This window comes from Streptomyces qinglanensis (genome assembly GCF_900111245.1).
Taxonomy (GTDB): Bacteria; Actinomycetota; Actinomycetes; order Streptomycetales; family Streptomycetaceae; genus Streptomyces; species Streptomyces qinglanensis.
In genome coordinates this window covers 124,695-142,392 of sequence record NZ_FOGO01000017.1, presented here as the reverse complement: position 1 = coordinate 142,392, position 17,698 = coordinate 124,695, and the positions used below count along the sequence as shown (strand labels likewise).

The 17,698-nt window shown below is 73.9% G+C and carries 13 protein-coding genes; 6 read left to right on the top strand and 7 right to left on the bottom strand.

The features are described 5' to 3' along the window. Nucleotides 1–19: 19 nt before the first annotated feature. On the top strand, nt 20–910 hold the full coding sequence (locus tag BMX65_RS27950) for a LysR family transcriptional regulator (protein ID WP_075003133.1): 891 nt from the start codon (nt 20–22) through the stop codon (nt 908–910). A 111-nt stretch (nt 911–1,021) separates the two neighbouring features. Here the strand turns inward: BMX65_RS27950 and BMX65_RS27945 are convergent, their stop codons facing one another. Beyond that, nucleotides 1,022–1,657, bottom strand: a complete 636-nt coding sequence (locus BMX65_RS27945; protein ID WP_075003132.1) for a response regulator — start codon at nt 1,655–1,657, stop codon at nt 1,022–1,024. After that, nucleotides 1,654–2,862, bottom strand: a complete 1,209-nt coding sequence (locus BMX65_RS27940) for a sensor histidine kinase (RefSeq protein WP_075003131.1) — start codon at nt 2,860–2,862, stop codon at nt 1,654–1,656. Before BMX65_RS27940 ends, BMX65_RS27945 begins: the two co-directional genes overlap by 4 nt. Nucleotides 2,863–3,032: 170 nt before the next feature. On the opposite strand from BMX65_RS27940, the gene BMX65_RS27935 reads away from it, so the two are divergent. Then, nucleotides 3,033–4,124, top strand: coding sequence for an ABC transporter permease (locus BMX65_RS27935; RefSeq protein WP_075003130.1), 1,092 nt, complete (start codon nt 3,033–3,035; stop codon nt 4,122–4,124). Beyond that, nucleotides 4,121–4,828 (top strand): ABC transporter ATP-binding protein, encoded by a 708-nt coding sequence (locus BMX65_RS27930; RefSeq protein WP_075003129.1) that lies wholly within the window; start codon nt 4,121–4,123, stop codon nt 4,826–4,828. Before BMX65_RS27935 ends, BMX65_RS27930 begins: the two co-directional genes overlap by 4 nt. Here BMX65_RS27930 and BMX65_RS27925 read toward each other — a convergent pair. From BMX65_RS27925 to BMX65_RS27915, 3 genes are read right to left on the bottom strand one after another with little or no spacing between them, the layout of a single operon-like run. Continuing rightward, entirely contained in the window at nt 4,795–7,035 is a 2,241-nt protein-coding gene (locus BMX65_RS27925) for a xanthine dehydrogenase family protein molybdopterin-binding subunit (protein ID WP_075003128.1), read from the bottom strand. The two genes, BMX65_RS27930 and BMX65_RS27925, sit on opposite strands and share 34 nt — an antisense overlap. Then, nucleotides 7,032–8,042 carry an FAD binding domain-containing protein gene (locus BMX65_RS27920; protein WP_075003127.1) on the bottom strand — a complete coding sequence of 337 codons (1,011 nt, stop codon included), beginning with the start codon at nt 8,040–8,042 and terminating at the stop codon, nt 7,032–7,034. The genes BMX65_RS27925 and BMX65_RS27920 overlap by 4 nt, the downstream gene beginning before the upstream one ends. A gap of 11 nt (nt 8,043–8,053) precedes the next feature. After that, nucleotides 8,054–8,575, bottom strand: a complete 522-nt coding sequence (locus BMX65_RS27915) for a (2Fe-2S)-binding protein (RefSeq protein ID WP_075003126.1) — start codon at nt 8,573–8,575, stop codon at nt 8,054–8,056. Nucleotides 8,576–8,861: 286 nt separating this feature from the next. Between BMX65_RS27915 and BMX65_RS27910 the strand changes: the two genes are divergently transcribed. Further along, nucleotides 8,862–11,381 (top strand): SpoIIE family protein phosphatase, encoded by a 2,520-nt coding sequence (locus BMX65_RS27910; protein ID WP_075003125.1) that lies wholly within the window; start codon nt 8,862–8,864, stop codon nt 11,379–11,381. Between the two features lie 43 nt (nt 11,382–11,424). Here BMX65_RS27910 and BMX65_RS27905 read toward each other — a convergent pair whose 3' ends face one another. Next, the gene (locus tag BMX65_RS27905; protein WP_075003124.1) at nt 11,425–12,672 is read right to left on the bottom strand and encodes an SLC13 family permease; all 1,248 of its coding nucleotides are present in this window, start codon (nt 12,670–12,672) and stop codon (nt 11,425–11,427) included. Between the two features lie 593 nt (nt 12,673–13,265). Here BMX65_RS27905 and BMX65_RS27900 point away from each other — a divergent pair. Further along, the gene (locus tag BMX65_RS27900; RefSeq protein ID WP_075003123.1) at nt 13,266–14,789 is read left to right on the top strand and encodes a catalase; all 1,524 of its coding nucleotides are present in this window, start codon (nt 13,266–13,268) and stop codon (nt 14,787–14,789) included. A 135-nt stretch (nt 14,790–14,924) separates the two neighbouring features. Here BMX65_RS27900 and BMX65_RS27895 read toward each other — a convergent pair whose 3' ends face one another. Beyond that, nucleotides 14,925–16,202 carry an ROK family protein gene (locus BMX65_RS27895; protein WP_075003122.1) on the bottom strand — a complete coding sequence of 426 codons (1,278 nt, stop codon included), beginning with the start codon at nt 16,200–16,202 and terminating at the stop codon, nt 14,925–14,927. Nucleotides 16,203–16,346: 144 nt separating this feature from the next. On the opposite strand from BMX65_RS27895, the gene BMX65_RS27890 reads away from it, so the two are divergent. Further along, nucleotides 16,347–17,672, top strand: a complete 1,326-nt coding sequence (locus tag BMX65_RS27890) for an ABC transporter substrate-binding protein (RefSeq protein WP_075003121.1) — start codon at nt 16,347–16,349, stop codon at nt 17,670–17,672. Nucleotides 17,673–17,698 lie beyond the last annotated feature (26 nt).

Below are 17,698 nucleotides of genomic sequence, written 5' to 3'. Positions count from 1 at the left end.
ACGGGGAAGAGGCGGGGGCATGGAACTGCGGCAACTCCGCACCTTCGAGGCGGTGGTGAAGCACGGCACGGTCACCGAGGCCGCACACGCGCTCGCTCTCGCCCCCTCGTCGGTCTCCGCGCACATCCGGGCGCTGGAGGAGACGATGGGGGTCGCCCTCTTCGCGCGTACGGCGCACGGCATGCGTACGACGGCCGCGGGCGACCGATTGGTGGACTGGGCGGCACTGCTGCTCCGCCAGTCCGAGCAGGCCCTCGGCGAGGTGCGGGGTGCGGTACGCGCACTGCGGCTCGGCGCGCTGGAGACCATCGCGGCCACCTGCGTACCGGCGCTGCTGCGCCGGTTCGCCCGCCGGCGGCCCGGTCTCGGAGTCGAGGTGCGCGTCGCCACCGGGCGCGGCGTGCTGCTCGACGAGGTCGCCGCGGGGACCCTGACCGCGGCGCTGCTCCTGGACCGGGGCGAGGCCCTCGGCGGGCTGGGCTTCCCCCTCCCCGCGGCGTCGCTCTCGAGCCTGGACGTCGGTGCCGTCCCGCTGGACCTGGTGGCCGCTCCCGGGCACCCGCTGGCCGGGCGCCCGCTGCGGGCGGCCGAGTTGGCGGGCGAGCGGCTGCTGGTCAACGTGGCGCAGTGCTCCTTCCGCCTGGTCGCCGACCAGTTGCTGGGCCCCGGGGTCGAGCGGGTGGACGCGGGCGGGGTGCCGGTGATGCGGGCGTGGGCGGAGCAGGGGCTGGGCATCGCACTGCTGCCCCGGTTCGCGGTCGAGGACGGGCTGGCGCAGGGCCGTCTGGTCCGGCTCGGGCTGCCCGCCCCCGACCTCGCGCTGCGGCTGGTGTGGAGCACCGCCGACGAGGCGCTGCCCGAGGTGCGCGAACTGCTGTACGCGGCGAGCGACAGCCGCGGCGCCGCCTGATGACGCCCTGCACGGGCACGATGCGGACCGCCCCGCCGGCCGGGCCGGGGAGCAGCGCGAGGGTCCACGCAGCAGTGCGAGGGCCCACGCGAACGCCGGCCCGGCAGCCGGTCAGCGGCGGATGAAGCCCAGATCCGTGGCGGCGGCCACGGCCGCGGTGCGGGAGTCGACGTCCAGCTTGGCGTAGATGCGCGCCAGATGGGACTTGACCGTGCCTTCGGTGAGGTGGAGCCGCCGGCCGATGTCCTTGTTGGACAGCCCCTCGGCGACCAGGCTCAGCACCTCGGTCTCCCGCTGGGTCAGGGCGGTCCCCGGGGCGCGCAGCCGCCGCATGATGCGGTCGGCGACCGCGGGGGCGAGGGTGGTGCGGCCCGCGGCCGCGGTGCGTACGGCCTCGGCCAGTTCGTCCGGCGGCGCGTCCTTGAGGAGGTAGCCGGTGGCGCCTGCCTCGATGGCCGGCAGCGTGTCGGCGTCGGTGCCGTAGGTGGTGACGACCAGGACGCGCGGTGCGCCGGGACGTGCGGTGATGGCGGCAGTGGCCTCCGAACCGGTCATCCCGGCACCGAACTGCAGATCCATCAGCACCACGTCGATCCCGCCCCCGGCGGCGAGGGCGACGGCCTCCTCGGCCGTGGCGGCTTCGGCCACCACCGCGAGACCCGGTTCGGTCTCCAGGACGGCGCGCAGGCCCGCGCGGACCACGGGGTGGTCGTCGGCCAGCAGCAGCCGGACGGGACTGCCGGTCACCGGCGGGCCTCCTCGTCGGACGGGTGTGCGGCCGGTACCGGAAGCTGGGCCGCCAGCGCGGCGCCGCTGCCCGGTGCCGACTCGACGACGAGGCTGCCGCCCAGCGCGGCCATCCGGGCCCGCATGGCCGGGAGGCCGAAGCCGCCGGTGCCCGGTGCGGAGGCGGGCAGCCCGTCCGGGTCGAAGCCCGTCCCGTCGTCCACGACGTCCACGGCGACGTGCTCCCCGAGGTAGCTGAGCGTGACCTCCGCGCGGGTGGCGCCGGCGTGGGACACCGTGTTCGACAGCGCGGACTGGACGACCCGCAGCAGCGCGGCCTCGTGCGAGGCGGGCAGGAGAACCGGGCGGCCCGTGAGATGGAAGCCGACCGACAGCGGATGGCGCGCCGAGACGGTCGCGCACAGCCGCTCCAGCGCACCGGCCAGCGTGCCGCCCTCCAGCGCGGGCGGAGCGAGCGCGGCGACGAACCGGCGGGCTTCGGCGAGATTGTCCACGGCGGCCTTCCGGGCCTGGTCGACGTACGCGCCGGCGGCCTGCGGACGGCCGGGCAGGGCCCGCTCGGCCGCCCGCAGCAGCAACTGGATGCTGGAGAGGCCCTGGGCGAGCGTGTCGTGGATCTCCCGGGCGAGGCGTTCCCGCTCCTCCAGCACCCCCGCCGCGTGCTGGGCGGCGGCCAGGTCGGCCCGGGTCGCGGTCAGCTCCTCGATCAGCCGGCGGCGCTGCTCGCTCTCCCGGTACAGCGCCTGGTAGCCCCGTACGACGGCCACCGCGACCGCCGCGCCCAGGGCCGGCCCCAGCGCTGTCGCCACGGTGAAGGCACCCTGGTGCGCCGCGAAGGCACCGATCGCGGCGGCCGTGGTGGCGGCCACCGCGACGAGCCCGCCGCGCCGGGGCAGCAGGTGGAGCTGGAGGAAGTACAGCGGGAAGGCCACCCACACCCCGTCCGACGACAGGGCCAGCAGCCCCAGCCAGATCGCTCCCAGGGCGGCCAGCCATCCGGCGGCGGCCCGCCGGGAGCGGCCGACGGCGGGCAGCAGCGGCCCCGCCGCGTACGCCGCGGCGAGCAGCAGGGTGACGGCGACGACGGCCGCCGCCTCCGGCCGGTGGCCGGCCACGGCACGTCCGGCGGCCAGGGCCAGGAGCCCGGCGAGGAGCAGGTGCAGGCACCAGGCCAGGGCCCGGGTGGTGGGAGTCAGCGTATTCACGGCCACTCCAGCCTACGAGCAGCCGCCGCTGCGCCGCCTCTGTCGAAAGATGGAACCCGGCCGCCGTCTTTCGGCCCGCGGAGTGCCCTCCCGCGGGCGATGCCGCGGCGACGGGGGAGCGGCGACGCTGGGGGCCCAGCCGTTCCGTCGCATGAAAGCAGGCCGCAGCAGTGTTCGTCGCCTGGAGGGACCTCAAGTTCGCCAAGGGGCGGTTCATCCTCATGGGAACCGTCATCGTGCTTCTCACCCTGCTGGTCGGGCTGCTCTCCGGCCTGACCGCGGGCCTCGGCCGGCAGAACACCTCCGCGATCACCGGGCTCCCCGCCGACCGGATCGCCTTCGACGCCCCCGGCTCCGGGGAGGATCCCTCCTACGCCGACTCCACCGTCACCCGCCGCCAGTGGCGCACCTGGGCCGACGCCCCCGGGGTCACCCGCGCGGAACCCCTCGGCATCCGCACCACCAGAGCCACCTTCGGAACCCGGAGCGCCGGGGTCTCGGCGTTCGGGGTGCGCCCCGGCTCCGAGCTCGCCCCGGACGGCCACCGCATCGACGGGAACTCCGCGGTGCTCTCGCGGGGCGCCGCCGACGCCCTCGGCGTCCGCGTCGGCGACAGCTTCTCCCTGTCCGGACACCGGCTGACCGCGGCCGCCGTCGCCGGTGACGCCTCCTTCAGCCACACTCCGGTGATCTTCACCGGCCTGCGTGCCTGGCAGCGGACCGTGCTGCCCGCCGGGGCCGGATCCGACGGCCCCGCGGCGACCGTCGTCGCCCTGCGCACCGCGGCGGGGGCGGACATCCCCGCCACCGACCGGGAGGCGGGCACCCGGACCCTGGCCAAGGACGACTCGCTGTCCGCGATCGGCTCCTACACCTCCGAGAACGGTTCCCTGCAGCTGATGCGCGGCTTCCTGTACGCCATCTCGGCGCTGGTCATCGGCGCCTTCTTCACGGTGTGGACCATCCAGCGCAGCGGCGACATCGCCCTCCTCAAGGCGCTGGGCGCCTCCACCGCGCGCCTGCTGCGGGACGCCCTCGGCCAGGCCCTGCTCCTGCTGGCCGGCGGCACCGCGCTGGGCACCGCCCTCGCCGCCGGTGCCGGTGCGGCGCTGTCCGGCTCCGCGGTGCCGTTCCTGCTGACCCCCGCCACCGTCCTGGTCCCCGCCGCCGTCACCGTCCTGCTCGGTGTGCTGGGGGCCGCCCTCTCCGTCCGCCGGATCACCTCCGTGGACCCGCTGACCGCACTGGGGAGTGCCCGATGAGCCTCGAGTTGACCGACATCACCCTCACCTACCCCGACGGCGACGGCGTGCTGACCGCGCTGGACCGCGTCAGCCTCCGGGTGCCCGCGGGGAGCGTCACCGCCGTCGTCGGTCCCTCCGGCTCCGGCAAGTCGAGTCTGCTCGCCGTGGCCGCCACCCTCATCAGACCCGACTCCGGCACGGTGACCGTCGACGGCACCGACACCACCGGCATGAGCCGCAGGGAGCTGACCGCGCTGCGCCGGGAGCGCATCGGCATCGTCTTCCAGCAGCCCAACCTGCCGGCCTCGCTCACCGCCGCCGAGCAGCTCCAGGTCATGGCACAGCTCGGCGGGCGCTCGGCGGCCCGGGCACGCCCCCGCGCCCTGGAACTGCTCGCGGCCGTCGGCCTGACCGGGCAGGCCGACCGGCGCCCCCACCAGCTCTCCGGCGGTCAGCGCCAGCGCGTCAACATCGCCCGCGCCCTGATGAACGACCCCACCGTGCTGCTGGTCGACGAGCCCACCAGCGCCCTGGACCACGAGCGGGGAGCCGCGGTCCTCGACCTGCTCGTGCGGCTCACCCACCGGCAGGGCACGGCCACCGTCCTGGTCACCCACGAGCGGGCCCACCTGTCCGCCGTCGACCGGCTCGCCGAGGTCCACGACGGACGCCTGGCGGCCGGTCCGGGTCACAGCAGCGCCTCCACTGTGATCGGCAGTTGACGCACCCGGCGCCCGGTCGCGTGGTGGACGGCGTTGGCGATGGCCGCCGCCGCACCCACCTGGCCGATCTCGCCGACGCCCTTGACCCCGAGCGGATTGACCACGGTGTCCTCGACCTCCACCAGCTCGACCTCGACCTCGGGCGCGTCGGCATTGACGGCGACCAGGTAGGAGCCCAGGCTCGCGTGGGTCCAGCGGCCGGTGCCCGGCCGCATGCGGTTGGACTCCAGCAGCGCCTGGCCCAGCCCCCACAGCATGCCGCTCATCAACTGGCCGCGCGCCGTACGGGGGTTGATCACCCGGCCGGGGGCGAAGGCGCCCGTCATCCGGCGCACCCGCACCAGGCCCAGCTCCGGATCGACGGCGACCTCGGCGAACTGCGCGCCGAACGTCATCATCGCGTACGGCGCCCCGCTGTCCGGCTGCCACGACCCCGTGGCCTCCGCGTCCGGCCGGGCGGTGCGCCGCAGCAGTCCGGCGTAGGACTCGGCGGCGCTGCCGGCCCGCATGACGCCGTCCCGTACGGCGACCTCGGCCGGGTCCCGGCCGTACAGCGGGGAACCGCGGTCGGCGACCGCCAGGGCGACGAGCTGCTCCCGCAGGGCGGTTCCGGCGCTGTGCACCGCGGCGCTGATCATGCCGGCGCCCGAGGAGCCGACCGCGGCGGCGATGTCGGGCAGCGCGGTGTCCCCGCCCTCGAACCGGCAGCGCCCCACCGGCATGCCGAGGGCGTCGGCGGCGACCTGGGTCATGGCCGTGACCACACCCGTGCCGAACTCGGGTGTGGCGGCCTGCACGACAGCGGTGCCGTCGTCGTAGAGGCGGGCGCGGGCCCGTTGCGGGGTGGGCGGCGGGGCGACGGGATACCCGGCCGCGGCCATCCCGGTGCCGATCAGCCAGTCGCCCTCGCGCCGTACCCCCGGGCGCGGATCGCGGTCCTGCCAGCCGAAGCGCGCCGCGCCGCGCCGGTAGCACTCCCGCAGTCCGCTGCTGGACCAGGGCTGCCCCGTCATCGGACTGGCATCGGCGTAGTTGCGCAGCCGCAGCTCCACGGGGTCCAGCCCCAGCTCGTGGGCGAGTTCGTCCATCGCGCACTCGAGCGCGAACAGCCCGCTGGCCTCGCCTGGCGCCCGCATGAAGGTCGGGGTCATGGTGTTGGCCCGGAAGAGGCGGTAGACGCCGTCGAAGTGGGGGCAGGCGTAGAGCTGCGCGGAGACCCCGATCGAGGGCTCGGCCCAGTCGTCGAAGTGCGAGGTGGGCGAGAGCTTGTGGTGCCGGATCGCGGTCAGCCGCCCCTCCCGGGTCGCCCCGAGGCTGATCTGCTGCTCCTGTTCCTCGCGGTGCCCGACGGAGGTGAACATCTGCTCGCGGGTGAGCGCGAGTCTGACCGGTCGGCCGACGGCCCGGGCCGCCAGCGCGGCCAGGGCCGGATGGTCGTGGATCATCGCCTTGGAGCCGAAGCTGCCGCCGACGTAGTGGCCGATGACGCGGATCCTCGAGCGGGGGATGCCCAGCAGCCGGGCGACGGTGATCTGGGTGGCGTTCACCCCCTGGGTCGCGTCGTGGAGGACGAGTTCGTCCCCCTCCCACCAGGCGGTGGTGCACGACGGTTCCAGCGGGTTGTGGTGGTTGGCCGCGAACGTGAACGCGGCGTCCACCCGCAGCTCGGCCCCGGCCAGTCCGGCGTCGGCGTCCCCGCGGGAGATCCGCCCCGGCAGCCAGCCGCCGAAGATCCGTTCCGGCACATACGCCTGGTCGCGCCCCTGTTCGAAGGTGGTCGTGGCGGGAGTCTCCTCGTAGGAGATCCGCAGCAGGTGCGCCGCGTGCCGCGCCCGCTCCCAGGTGTCGGCGACGACCACGGCGATGTGCTGGCCCGCGTAGTGGACGGTGTCGTCCTGCATCGGGAAGAACGTCTGCCCGGGGGCCGCGGTGCCGGCCAGGGAGGGCACGAGAGGCGGCTGCTCGGCGATCCCGGGCAGGTTCTCATGGGTGAGGACGGCCAGCACGCCCTCCTCGGCGCGGGCGGCCTCCGCGTCGACGGCCAGCACCCGGCCCGCGGCGATCCGGGAGCCCACCAGGCAGGCGTGGGCCGCACCCGGGGCCGGCACCTCGGTGGAGTAGCGGGCACTGCCGGTGACCTTGGGCCGGCCGTCCAGGCGTGCCAGGTCCTGCCCGACTGCCGTCGCCGTGCTCGTGGGCGCGGTCATGCGGGGCTCCCGTCCTCGAGGCCGGTGCCCTCGGCGAGCGTGCCGAGAGCGCGTACCAGCGCCCGCTGGGCGAGTTCGACCTTGAAGGCGTTCATGGGGGTCGGCCGCGCCTCGGCCAGTTCCACCTGGGCGGCCTGCGCGAAGGCGCGCCGCTCCGCCACCTCGCCGACCAGGAAGTCCTCGACCCGTCGGGCCCGCCACGGCTTGGTGGCCGCGCCCCCGAGCGCCACCCGGATGTCCGCGATCCTGCCGTCCACCACCGACAGTGCTGCCGCCACCGAGACGAGCGCGAACTCGTACGACGCGCGGTCCCGCACCTTCAGGTACAGCGACCGGCGGGCCACCGGAGTGGGTGGCACCTCGACGGCGGTGATCAGCTCGCCGTGGGCCATCGGGTGCTCGCGGTGCGGGGAGTCGCCGGGCAGCAGGAAGAAGTCGTCCAGCGGGTAGGTCCGTTCACCGCCGGGGCCCAGGGTGTGCACCGAGGCGTCGAGGGCCGTCAGGGCGACGGCCGCGTCCGAGGGATGGGCGGCGATGCAGTGCTCGCTGGTGCCCAGCACGGCGTGGTCGCGGCTGTGGCCGGTCAGCGCCGAGCAGCCGGAATCCGGCTCGCGCTTGTTGCAGGGGGCCAGGGGGTCGCGGAAGTAGGAGCAGCGGACCCGCTGCAGCAGGTTCCCGCCCAGCGACGCCATGTGGCGCAACTGCGGGGACGCCCCCTTCTCCAGGGCCTCGGAGAGCATCGGGAAGCGCTCCCGGACTTCCGGGGCGGCGGCGGCATCGCTCATCCGGGTGGTGGCGCCGATGCGCAGACCCCCTTCCGGAGTGCTCTCGATTCCGGCGAGCGGCAGAGCGTTGATGTCGACGAGCCGGCGCGGCTGCAGCACGTACTGCCGCAACAGGTCGATCTCGGTGGTCCCGCCGGCCAGGTAGTCGCTCGTGGGGTCGGCGCTGACGGTGGCGACCGCGCTCTGCGGGTCGGTCGCGCGGGAGTAGGTGATGGGGCGCACGGCGCGGCTCCCTAGGCTCGGTCGCGGACGGAGCGGACGGCTGCCCGGATGTTCGGGTAGGCGGCACAGCGGCAGAGGTTGCCGCTCATCCCCTCCTTGATCTCTTCGTCGCCGGTCCGGCCCTCCTCGAGGAGCGCCACGGCGGACATGATCTGACCGGGGGTGCAGTACCCGCACTGGAAGGCGTCCTCGGCGATGAACGCCTGCTGCATTCCGTGCAGCGCGCCGTCCTCGGCCAGCCCCTCGATCGTCGTCACCTCGCGGCCCTCGCAGGCGACGGCGAGGGTCAGGCAGGAGAGCACCCGGCGCCCGTCGACCCACACGGTGCAGGCTCCGCAGGTGCCCTGGTCGCAGCCCTTCTTCGCGCCCGTCAACTGCAGATGCTCGCGCAGTGCGTCGAGCAGACTGACCCGCGGTTCGATCTCGACCGCGTGTTCGGTGCCGTTGACCGGAAGCGCGACCCTGACCGGCCCGGGTCCGCGCTCCTCCAGGACGGTTCCGCGCCGGGTGAGGGCCTGATCATCCGCAGACATACCGCGCCTCCACAGCACACATCAGGAGAAGAAAAAACCTATATAAATGGGACGGAAATGTAACATTCATGCATGAGTCAGAAGGTGTCAGACACCCGCGGGCCTCCGTCGGCACCCTCGATTCCGGCCCCGCCGCGGACGGCGTCCCCGGGAACCGGCCCGGCGAGCAGGCACCCACGCGCCGCCGGCTCGGGACCCGATCCGGACCCGGTACGGGCGAGCGCGGTGCGGGCAACGGGGCACGACTCGTGGACCGAGACCAGGAGACCCGCCAGGAGAGGCGGCCATGGCTTCCGAGAGAGACCTTCCCAGCGAGCCGCTCAGACCGCCCGAAGCGGTGGACCCCGCCATGGCGGTGATCGACACCCACGGCACCGTGACCGGATGGACCCCGGCGGCCGCGGAGCTGCTCGGCCGTCCGGCCGCCGATGTGGTGGGCCGCTCCGCCACGGCCCTGCTCACCTCCTCCGAGGACGTCCCCCGAGCGGCGGAAGCGGCCGAGCACAGCCGCGTCCGGGGCAGTTGGACCGGCCTGACGACGCTGCTGCACCGCAGCGGCCGCCCGGTGGAAGTGGGGCTGCGGGTCTGCCCGCTGTCCGGCCCGGACGGCCAGAAGTCCTGGCTGGTCGCGGTCGTCGACCTGGGCAGGGCGCCGTCCTGGGTGCTGGGCGGCCCGGTGCTGGAAGCGATCCTGACCCGTTCGCCGCTGAGCATGGCCGTCCTCAGCCCCGATCTGCGGTACGTGTGGATCAACGACGAGCTGGAGCGCCTGGGCGGAGTACCCCGGGAGGAGCGCCTGGGCCGCCGCCTGGGCGACACCCTGCCGGGCCTGGACACCCGGGCGCTGGAGGCGCAGATGCGGCGGGTGCTGGCGACCGGAGCGCCCGTGATCGACTACGAGTACCGGGGGTGGACCCCCGCCGAGCCGCACCGGGAGCACGCCTACTCCACCTCCTTCTTCCGGCTCGACGACGCGGACGGCGACGCGATCGGCCTGTGCTACATGGTCATGGACGTCACCGAGAGGTGGCGGGCGCGCGAGCGCCTCACCCTGATCAACGAGACCGGCACCCGGATCGGCAGCACGCTCGACGTGGAGCACACGGCCCAGGAGCTGGCCGACTTCGCCGTTCCGCGGTTCGCGGACTTCGTCACGGTCGACCTGGTGGAATCGGTGCTGCGGGGTGAGGAGCCCGCGCCGGACCCCCGAGAGAGCCTGCCCGCGTTCCGGCGGGCCGGACTGCGGTCGATCACCGCCGGAACCCCGGAGTCGGTGGTGGAGCGCGGCGCCCGGACCACCGTGGACCCCGCGTCGCCGTTCGCCCGCGCCTTCCGGTCCGGCGAGGCCCTGATCGACCGGGATCTGGACGGCAACGGCGGCGGCTGGCTGAACCGCGACCCCGACCGGATCGAGAAGATCCGCCGGTTCGGCATGCACTCGCTGATCGCCGTCCCGGTACGGGCACGCGGCACCATCATGGGGGTCGCGTCCTTCGTCCGCTCCCGCTACCCGGCCCCCTTCGAGGAGGACGACCTGCTCCTCGCCGAGGACCTGGTCTCCAGGGCCGCGCTGTGTGTGGACAACGCCCGCCGCTACACCCGCGAGCACACCGCGGCGCTGACGCTCCAGCGCAGCCTGCTGCCGCACGCGCTGCGGGGCGGCACCGCCGTCGAGGTGGCCTCCCGCTACCTTCCCTCCGGCGCGCACGACGGAGTGGGCGGCGACTGGTTCGACGTGATCCCCCTGTCGGGGGCCAGGGTGGCCCTCATCGTCGGCGACGTCGTGGGGCACGGCATCAACGCGGCGGCGACCATGGGCCGGCTGCGGACGGCCGTGCACACCCTCGCCGATCTGGAACTGCCCCCGGACGAACTGCTCGCCCGACTCGACGACCTGGTCATGCGCCTCACGGAGGAGGAGGCCCGCTCGGAGCCGAGCGCGATCACCGTACTCGGCGCCACCTGCCTGTACGCCGTCTACGACCCGGTGAACCGGCGCTGCACGATGGCGCGGGCCGGCCACCCGCCGCCCGCCGTGGTCCTCCCGGACGGCACCGTCTCCATCGCCGACCTCCCGGCGGGCCCGCCCCTGGGCCTGGGCGGGCTGCCCTTCGAATCGGCCGAGCTGGAACTCCCCGCGGGCAGCCTCGTCGCCCTGTACACCGACGGGCTCGTCGGCGAGTGCGGCCCGGACATCGACGCCGGACTGAGCCGCCTCGAGGAGGTGCTGGCGCATCCCGAGCTGCCGTTGGAGAGCCTGAGCTCGGCCGTGGTCGACAGCCTGCTGACCTCCCCGCCGTCCGACGACGCGGCCCTGCTCATCGCCCGCACCCATGCGCTGACCGCCGACCATGTCGCCTCCTGGGAGCTGCCCTCCGAACCCGCCGTCGTCGGGCGGGCCCGCTCCCTGGTCGCGGACCGGCTCCGGGAATGGGGCCTGGAAGGACTGGTCCTGACCACGGAGCTGATGGCCAGTGAACTGGTGACCAACGCCATCCGGCACGGAGCCGGACCGATCCGGTTGCGGTTGATCCGCCACGCCGTCCTCGTCTGCGAGGTCACCGACAGCAGCAGCACCTCCCCGCGGCTGCGCCATCCCCGGACCACCGACGAGGGCGGGCGCGGTCTCTTCCTGGTCGCCCAGCTCAGCCGCCGGTGGGGTACCCGCTACACCGAGGCCGGCAAGCTCATCTGGGCCGAGCAGGACCTGCCCGCGGCACCCGAAGCCCCGGACCTCCCGGCGCCTCCGCGCGAGGGGCTGCCGGAAGCGCCGTCCGACCCGCCCTCGGCGGCACCCCGCGGATGAGGCGCGGCGCGCCCCGCTCCTGTCGCCGCGCCCGGTGTCCTGCTCAGGTGCCCAGGACCGCGAGCGCGATCCACAGGGCCGGTGTGGCGGCCAGCAGGGCGGACGGCACCGTGAGCAGGCCGAGGCGGGTGAAGACGGACAGGTCGACGCTGTGGTCGTACTGGTGGGCGATCCGCCGCCACAGCAGCGTCGCGAGCGAGCCCGCGTAGGTCAGGTTCGGGCCGATGTTGACGCCCAGCAGGACGGCCAGCACCGCACCGGGGCCCGCGGGCGCCGCCAGCGGGACGAGGACGAGCGCGGCGGGCAGATTGTTGATCAGGTTGGCCAGCACCGCCGCGACGGCAGCCGTGCCGAGCAGTGCGGGCAGTGCCGTACCGGCAGGCAGCACCGTGCCGAGCGCGTCCCCGAGACCGTTGTCGACCACGGCCCGGACCACCACACCCAGCGCGAGCACGAACGCGAGGAACGGCACGCCGGCCGCACGCACGACCGCTGCCGGGGTGGTGCGGCGGCGGGCCAGGGCCCGGACGGCCAGTACGGCCGCTCCGGCCGCCGCGGCCCACACCGGACCGACACCGAGCGCGGAGGCCGCTCCGAACCCGGCCAGCGTCGCGGCCACCGTCACCAGCGCGAACAGCGGAAGTTCCGGCGCCTCCGCGCTCCCGGCCGGTCCCGGTGGAGCATCGAGGTCAGCGGCGAAGAAGCGGCGGAAGACGGCGTACTCGACGGCGACGGCGGCCAGCCACGGCAGCAGCATCAGCAGGGCGAAGCGGGTGAAGCTCAGACCCGTCGCGGTGAACGCGAGCAGGTTCGTCAGATTGGACACCGGCAGCAGCAGCGAGGCGGTGTTCGACAGATGGGCGCTCGCGTACAGGTGCGGTCGCGGCCGGGCCCCCATGCGGGCCGCGGTGGCGAACACCACCGGTGTCAGCAGCACCACGGTGGCGTCCAGGCTGAGAGCGGCGGTCACCACCGAGGCGAGCGCGAAGACCGCGCCGAGCAGTCGGCGCGGGCGCCGCCGCGCCCAGCGGGCCATCCAGGTACCGCAGGCGTGGAAGAGCCCCTCGTCGTCGCAGAGTTTCGCGAGGACGAGCACCGCGGCGAGGAAGCCGAGCACCGGCCCGAGCCGGGCGGCTTCCTCGCGTACGTCCGCGAGCGGGATCGCCCCGACGGCGATCACCACCACGGCCGCGGGCGCCGCGAACGTCACCTCCGACCGGCCGTAGGGGCGGCCGACGGCGCACACCAGCACCACGGCCAGGGCGGCGACGGACAGCAACTCGAACAGCATGGTCCCGATGATCCTCGCCGCGCCTCCGGCTCCGGTCCGGCACCCCGCGGGCGGTGTCTTCCGCGGCCGGACAGGGGGTGCCGGCTCTGCTCGGACGGTGGAGCGAATTCCGTGCCCATGAGCCCTGCTGACCGGGTGATCCGGCGAAGCACCACGTTTGCCGGACGCAAAACGGGCCACCCAGTCAAATGACATGACTTCGGTACGGCACGGCGCGACGAACCGCTCGGAGACCGCCCCGGCCCGGCTGCGGCACGCGGGGCGGCAGCGAGCCGCCCGGCGGCCCGGCGCGGCCCGGGCGGGGCACCCGCAGCATCCGCGCCCGGCGGCCGGCGAGGCGCCGCGCGGGTGCCGGGCTCGTCCCGGAGCGGTGCCGTACCGGCCGAAGTGCACCCTCCTGCTTCACCGGTGGGACAAAAGCCTGCCGGGCCGTCAGACCGGCCCGGCAGCCGGTCCCGCTGCGTGCGGGGTGCCGGGGGCGGCCGCCGTCCACCGGCGCGCCGCTGCCGGGGCCGGTGCCCTCGCTGCGTTCCAGTGGTGAATCCAGCGCCCGCGCGACGGCGGGCGCCCGCGACGAGAAGGAGTCAGAAGCGATGGCGGAAGCGGACCGCATGCCGACGACGACGGATGCCGGCATCCCCGTCGAAAGCGACGAGCATTCCCTCACCGTCGGCCCCGGGGGGCCGGTCCTGCTCCAGGACGCCTACCTGATCGAGCAGATGGCGCAGTTCAACCGGGAACGGATCCCCGAGCGCCAGCCGCACGCCAAGGGCAGCGGCGCGTTCGGGCACTTCGAGGTGACCGGCGACGTCACCGCCTACACCAAGGCGGCCCTCTTCCAGCCCGGTGCCAGGACCGAGCTGGTGACGCGGTTCTCGACCGTGGCCGGCGAGCGGGGCAGCCCCGACACCTGGCGGGACCCGCGGGGCTTCGCGGTGAAGTTCTACACCAGCGAGGGCAACTACGACATGGTCGGCAACAACACGCCGGTCTTCTTCGTCAAGGACCCGATGAAGTTCCAGCACTTCATCCGGTCGCAGAAGCGCCGTGCCGACAACAACCTGCGCGACCACGACATGCAGTGGGACTTCTGGACCCTCTCTCCGGAGTCCGCCCACCAGGTCACCTGGCTGATGGGCGACCGCGGGATCCCCCGTAGCTGGCGCCACATGAACGGCTACACCTCGCACACCTACATGTGGATCAACGCCTCGGGGGAGCGCTTCTGGGTCAAGTACCAGTTCAAGACCGACCAGGGCATCGAGTTCTTCACTCAGCACGAGGGAGACCAGATGGCCGCGGCCGACACCGACTACCACACCCGCGACCTGTTCGAGCACATCCGCGACGGGCAGTACCCGAGCTGGACCCTGTACGTGCAGGTGATGCCCTACCAGGAGGCGGCGGACTACCGGTTCAACCCCTTCGACCTGACCAAGGTGTGGCCGCACGGCGACTATCCGCTGATCGAGGTCGGCAGGATGACGCTGGACCGCAACCCGACCGACAACCACGCCCAGATCGAGCAGGCCGCCTTCCAGCCGAACAACCTGGTGCCCGGCATCGGGCCGAGCCCGGACCGCATGCTGCTGGCCCGGCTGTTCTCCTACGCGGACGCGCACCGCCACCGCATCGGCGGCAACTACCAGCAGCTTCCCGTCAACGCCCCGGTCGTCCCCGCGTACACCTACTCCAAGGACGGGACGATGGCCTACCGGCTGACCACCGACCCGGTGTACGCGCCCAACTCCAAGGGCGGGCCGGCGGCCGACACCGACCGGTACGGCACACCGCCCAGCTGGTACGCGGACGGTGAGATCACCCGGGCGGCCTACGTCTCGCATCCCGAGGACGACGACTGGGGCCAGGCGGGCACCCTGGTGCGCGAGGTCATGGACGACGCAGCGCGGGACCGCCTGGTCGACAACGTGGTGGGGCACCTGCTCAACGGTGTCACCGAGCCCGTGCTGCAGCGGGCGTTCCAGTACTGGCGCAACATCGACGCCGGGGTCGGCGCCCGCATCGAGGAGGGGGTGCACGCCAAGCGGCACGAGAAGGATCCGAAGGCCGCTCAGCAGGGCAACCCCGCTCGGGAGAGCATGCAGGTCAAGGCGTGACGCCGGGCTCGGCGCGGTCCGCGCGGCGCTGAGCGCTCCGGGTCCCCGCGGCGGCGGGGACCCGGAGCGCGATGCCCCGGGCGCGGGCCCCTGCCGCACCGGGCCCGGCGGGGTGCGGTGCGCCGGTCGGCGGCCTCAGACCGCGTGTGCCGCGCCGGAACCGCGGGGCGGGGAGCCGTGCCCGGGGGAGCCGACCGGGCGCCCTCCGGCCGCCAGGAAGCGGGCCAGCGGCAGGGTCGCCGCCCCCACCGTGACGGCGTCCGGCCCCAGCCTGCCCAGCTCGATCGCGGTGCGCCCCGCGGGGTGGGCCAGCGCGCGCGCCCGGGCCGCCTCGCGCACGGCGGGCAGCAGCCGGGCGCCCAGCAGCAGGCCCGCCCAGCCGGCCAGCACGATGCGTTCCGGGCTGAAGAGGTTGACGAGGTTGGCGATCCCCGCGCCCAGGTGCTCGGCGGTCTCGGCCAGCACCGCCTCGGCCGCGGCGTCGCGCGCCGCCAGCAGTTGCGCCAGCCCCGCCTCCTGGTCGCCTTCCGGACGGCCCCCGGCCTCGCGCCAGCGCTCCAGCACGGCGGCCGCCCCCACATACGCCTCCAGGCACCCCGCCGCTCCGCACCGGCAGGCGCGGCCGCCAGCGCGGAGCGTGGTGTGCCCCCACTCGGCAGCTCCGCGGAAGCCGGGGCCGTAGGCGCCGCCCTCGGTGATGACACCCGCACCCACGCCCGAGCCGAGGAGGGCGACGACCGCGTCCCGCGCGCCCCGCCCGGCGCCGAACCACATCTCCGCCTGGCCGAGGGTCTTGGCGCCGTTCGACACCAGCAGCGGGACCTCCTCGGGCAGTTCCGCCTCGGTGCGCAGCAGCGCCTCCAGCGGAACCGCGTCCCAGCCCACGGTCTGCCCGTGCACCACGGCTCCGCCCGCCGCGCCCCGGTCGACGATGCCGGGGACGCCGACACCCACGCCCAGCATCGGTCCCGACAGGGCCGGCGGCTTCGAGCGCGCGGCGCTCTCCCGTACCGCGGCGAGACCGTCGGCGATCAGCCGCACCACGTGCGCGACAGGGTGGCCGCCGTCCCGCAAGGGGTACTCGGCACGGGCGTGTTCCTCCAGCGCAAGGTTGAAGAGTTCAACGCGTACCCGGGTCTCTCCCACATCCACGCCGATCAGGGTTCCGGCCCCCGGCGCCACCCGCAGCAGGGTGCGCGGCCGGCCGCCCTCGGACTCGGCGGAACCCGCCTCCTCCAGCAGGCCCTCGCCGAGCAGTTCGGCCGTGACATTGCTGACCGACGCGGAGCTCAAGCCGGTCGCCGGTACCAACTCCTGGCGGCTCAGGGGTCCTTCGAAGTACAGATGGCGCAGCGTTCTGGAGCGGTTGGTGCGGCGCAGATCCCGCACTGTCCGCCGGTTCTCCTGGCGCATGTGACTCCCTTCCCCGCGCAATCTACCCGTGCGCGATGTCTTGACGACCCTTTCTTCCACCACTTAACTCACGATCCAAGAAAAGTGCGAGCCGCCTTCGGGTGTTCAACGCTCGCCTCCTCACCTCCCGGAGGACCGTCCGCCATGCGCAGATTCCGTACCGCGGCAGCAGCCGCCCTCGTCACCGCCCTGACCGCAGCGGCTTCCGGTTGCGGAGGCGGTTCGGCCACCAACAGCGGGGGCAGCAACGACAAGCCCGGCGAGCTCACCTACTGGGCCACCAACCAGGGTTCGAGCATCGAAGCGGACAAGAAGGTCCTGGCCCCGGAACTGAAGAAGTTCGAGAAGCGGACCGGCATCAAGGTCAAGCTGGAGGTCGTCCCCTGGTCCAACCTCCTGGACCGGATCCTGGCGGCCGCCTCCTCCGGGCAGGGCCCGGACGTCCTCAACATCGGCAACACCTGGTCCTCCTCGCTGCAGAAGAGCAAGGCGCTGCTCCCGTTCGACGACGCGCGCCTGGCCGAGGTCGGCGGTGCGGACCGGTTCAGCAAGGCGGCCCTGGCCGCCACCGGCGCCGAGGGCAAGCCCCCGGCCGCGGTGCCGCTGTACTCGCTCACCTACGCGCTCTACTGGAACAAGAAGATGTTCCGGCAGGCGGGCATCGACGGCCCGCCGGTCACCTGGGACGAACTCGTCGCCGACGGGAAGAAGCTCACCCGCGACGGCCACCACGGACTCGCCGTCGAAGGCGGCAACCCGGTGGAGAACGCCCACCACGCCTTCGTCTTCGGCAAGCAGCACGGGGCCGACTTCTTCGACCGGAGCGGCCGCCCCACCTTCGACGAGCCCGGCAACGTCAAAGCCGTCAAGCAGTACGTGGACTTCCTGGCCGCGGACGGCATCGCGGCCAAGGGCAACGCGGAGTACGCGCAGAACCAGTCGGTGAAGGACTTCGCCACCGGCAAGGCCGGAATGCTGCTGTGGCAGGCGGCCCGCACCTCGCTGCTGGCGCACGGAATGAAGCCGGACGAGTGGGGCATCGCACCGGTCCCCTTCCAAAGCCGGCAGGACGCGACGGCCTCCGGCGGCAAGACCGAGGTCGACTCCATGGTCGCAGGGATCAACATCGGCGTCTTCCAGCACACCGACAACCTCGACGGCGCCATGAAGTTCGTGTCCTTCATGACCTCCACGAAGGAGCAGCGCATCCTCACCGACGCCTACGGCTCCGTCTCACCGGTGCTCGAGGCCCAGCAGGCGAAGCCGCGGGACAAGGACGAGGCCGTGCTGCGCTCCGTGCTCTCCTCCAGCGCCGCGCCGCTGCCCCAGGTACCGGACGAGTCGAAGTTCGAGACCCTGGTGGGCACGGCCGTCAAACGGCTCTTCGCGGACGCTGCCGCGGGCCGCGCGGTCACCGAGAAGACAGTGCGCGAGGCCCTCACCAAGGCCCAGCAGCAGATGGGGAAGTGACCCGAGCCGTGACAGCGGACTCCGCT

Excerpts from the sequence above, each read along its gene's own strand:
- BMX65_RS27895 (WP_075003122.1), bottom strand. The coding sequence starts at position 16,202 with ATGCGCCAGGAGAACCGGCGGACAGTGCGGGATCTGCGCCGCACCAAC.
- BMX65_RS27950 (WP_075003133.1), top strand. The coding sequence starts at position 20 with ATGGAACTGCGGCAACTCCGCACCTTCGAGGCGGTGGTGAAGCACGGC.
- BMX65_RS27890 (WP_075003121.1), top strand. The coding sequence starts at position 16,347 with ATGCGCAGATTCCGTACCGCGGCAGCAGCCGCCCTCGTCACCGCCCTG.
- BMX65_RS27915 (WP_075003126.1), bottom strand. The coding sequence starts at position 8,575 with ATGTCTGCGGATGATCAGGCCCTCACCCGGCGCGGAACCGTCCTGGAG.
- BMX65_RS27905 (WP_075003124.1), bottom strand. The coding sequence starts at position 12,672 with ATGCTGTTCGAGTTGCTGTCCGTCGCCGCCCTGGCCGTGGTGCTGGTG.
- BMX65_RS27900 (WP_075003123.1), top strand. The coding sequence starts at position 13,266 with ATGGCGGAAGCGGACCGCATGCCGACGACGACGGATGCCGGCATCCCC.
- BMX65_RS27925 (WP_075003128.1), bottom strand. The coding sequence starts at position 7,035 with ATGACCGCGCCCACGAGCACGGCGACGGCAGTCGGGCAGGACCTGGCA.
- BMX65_RS27910 (WP_075003125.1), top strand. The coding sequence starts at position 8,862 with ATGGCTTCCGAGAGAGACCTTCCCAGCGAGCCGCTCAGACCGCCCGAA.
- BMX65_RS27930 (WP_075003129.1), top strand. The coding sequence starts at position 4,121 with ATGAGCCTCGAGTTGACCGACATCACCCTCACCTACCCCGACGGCGAC.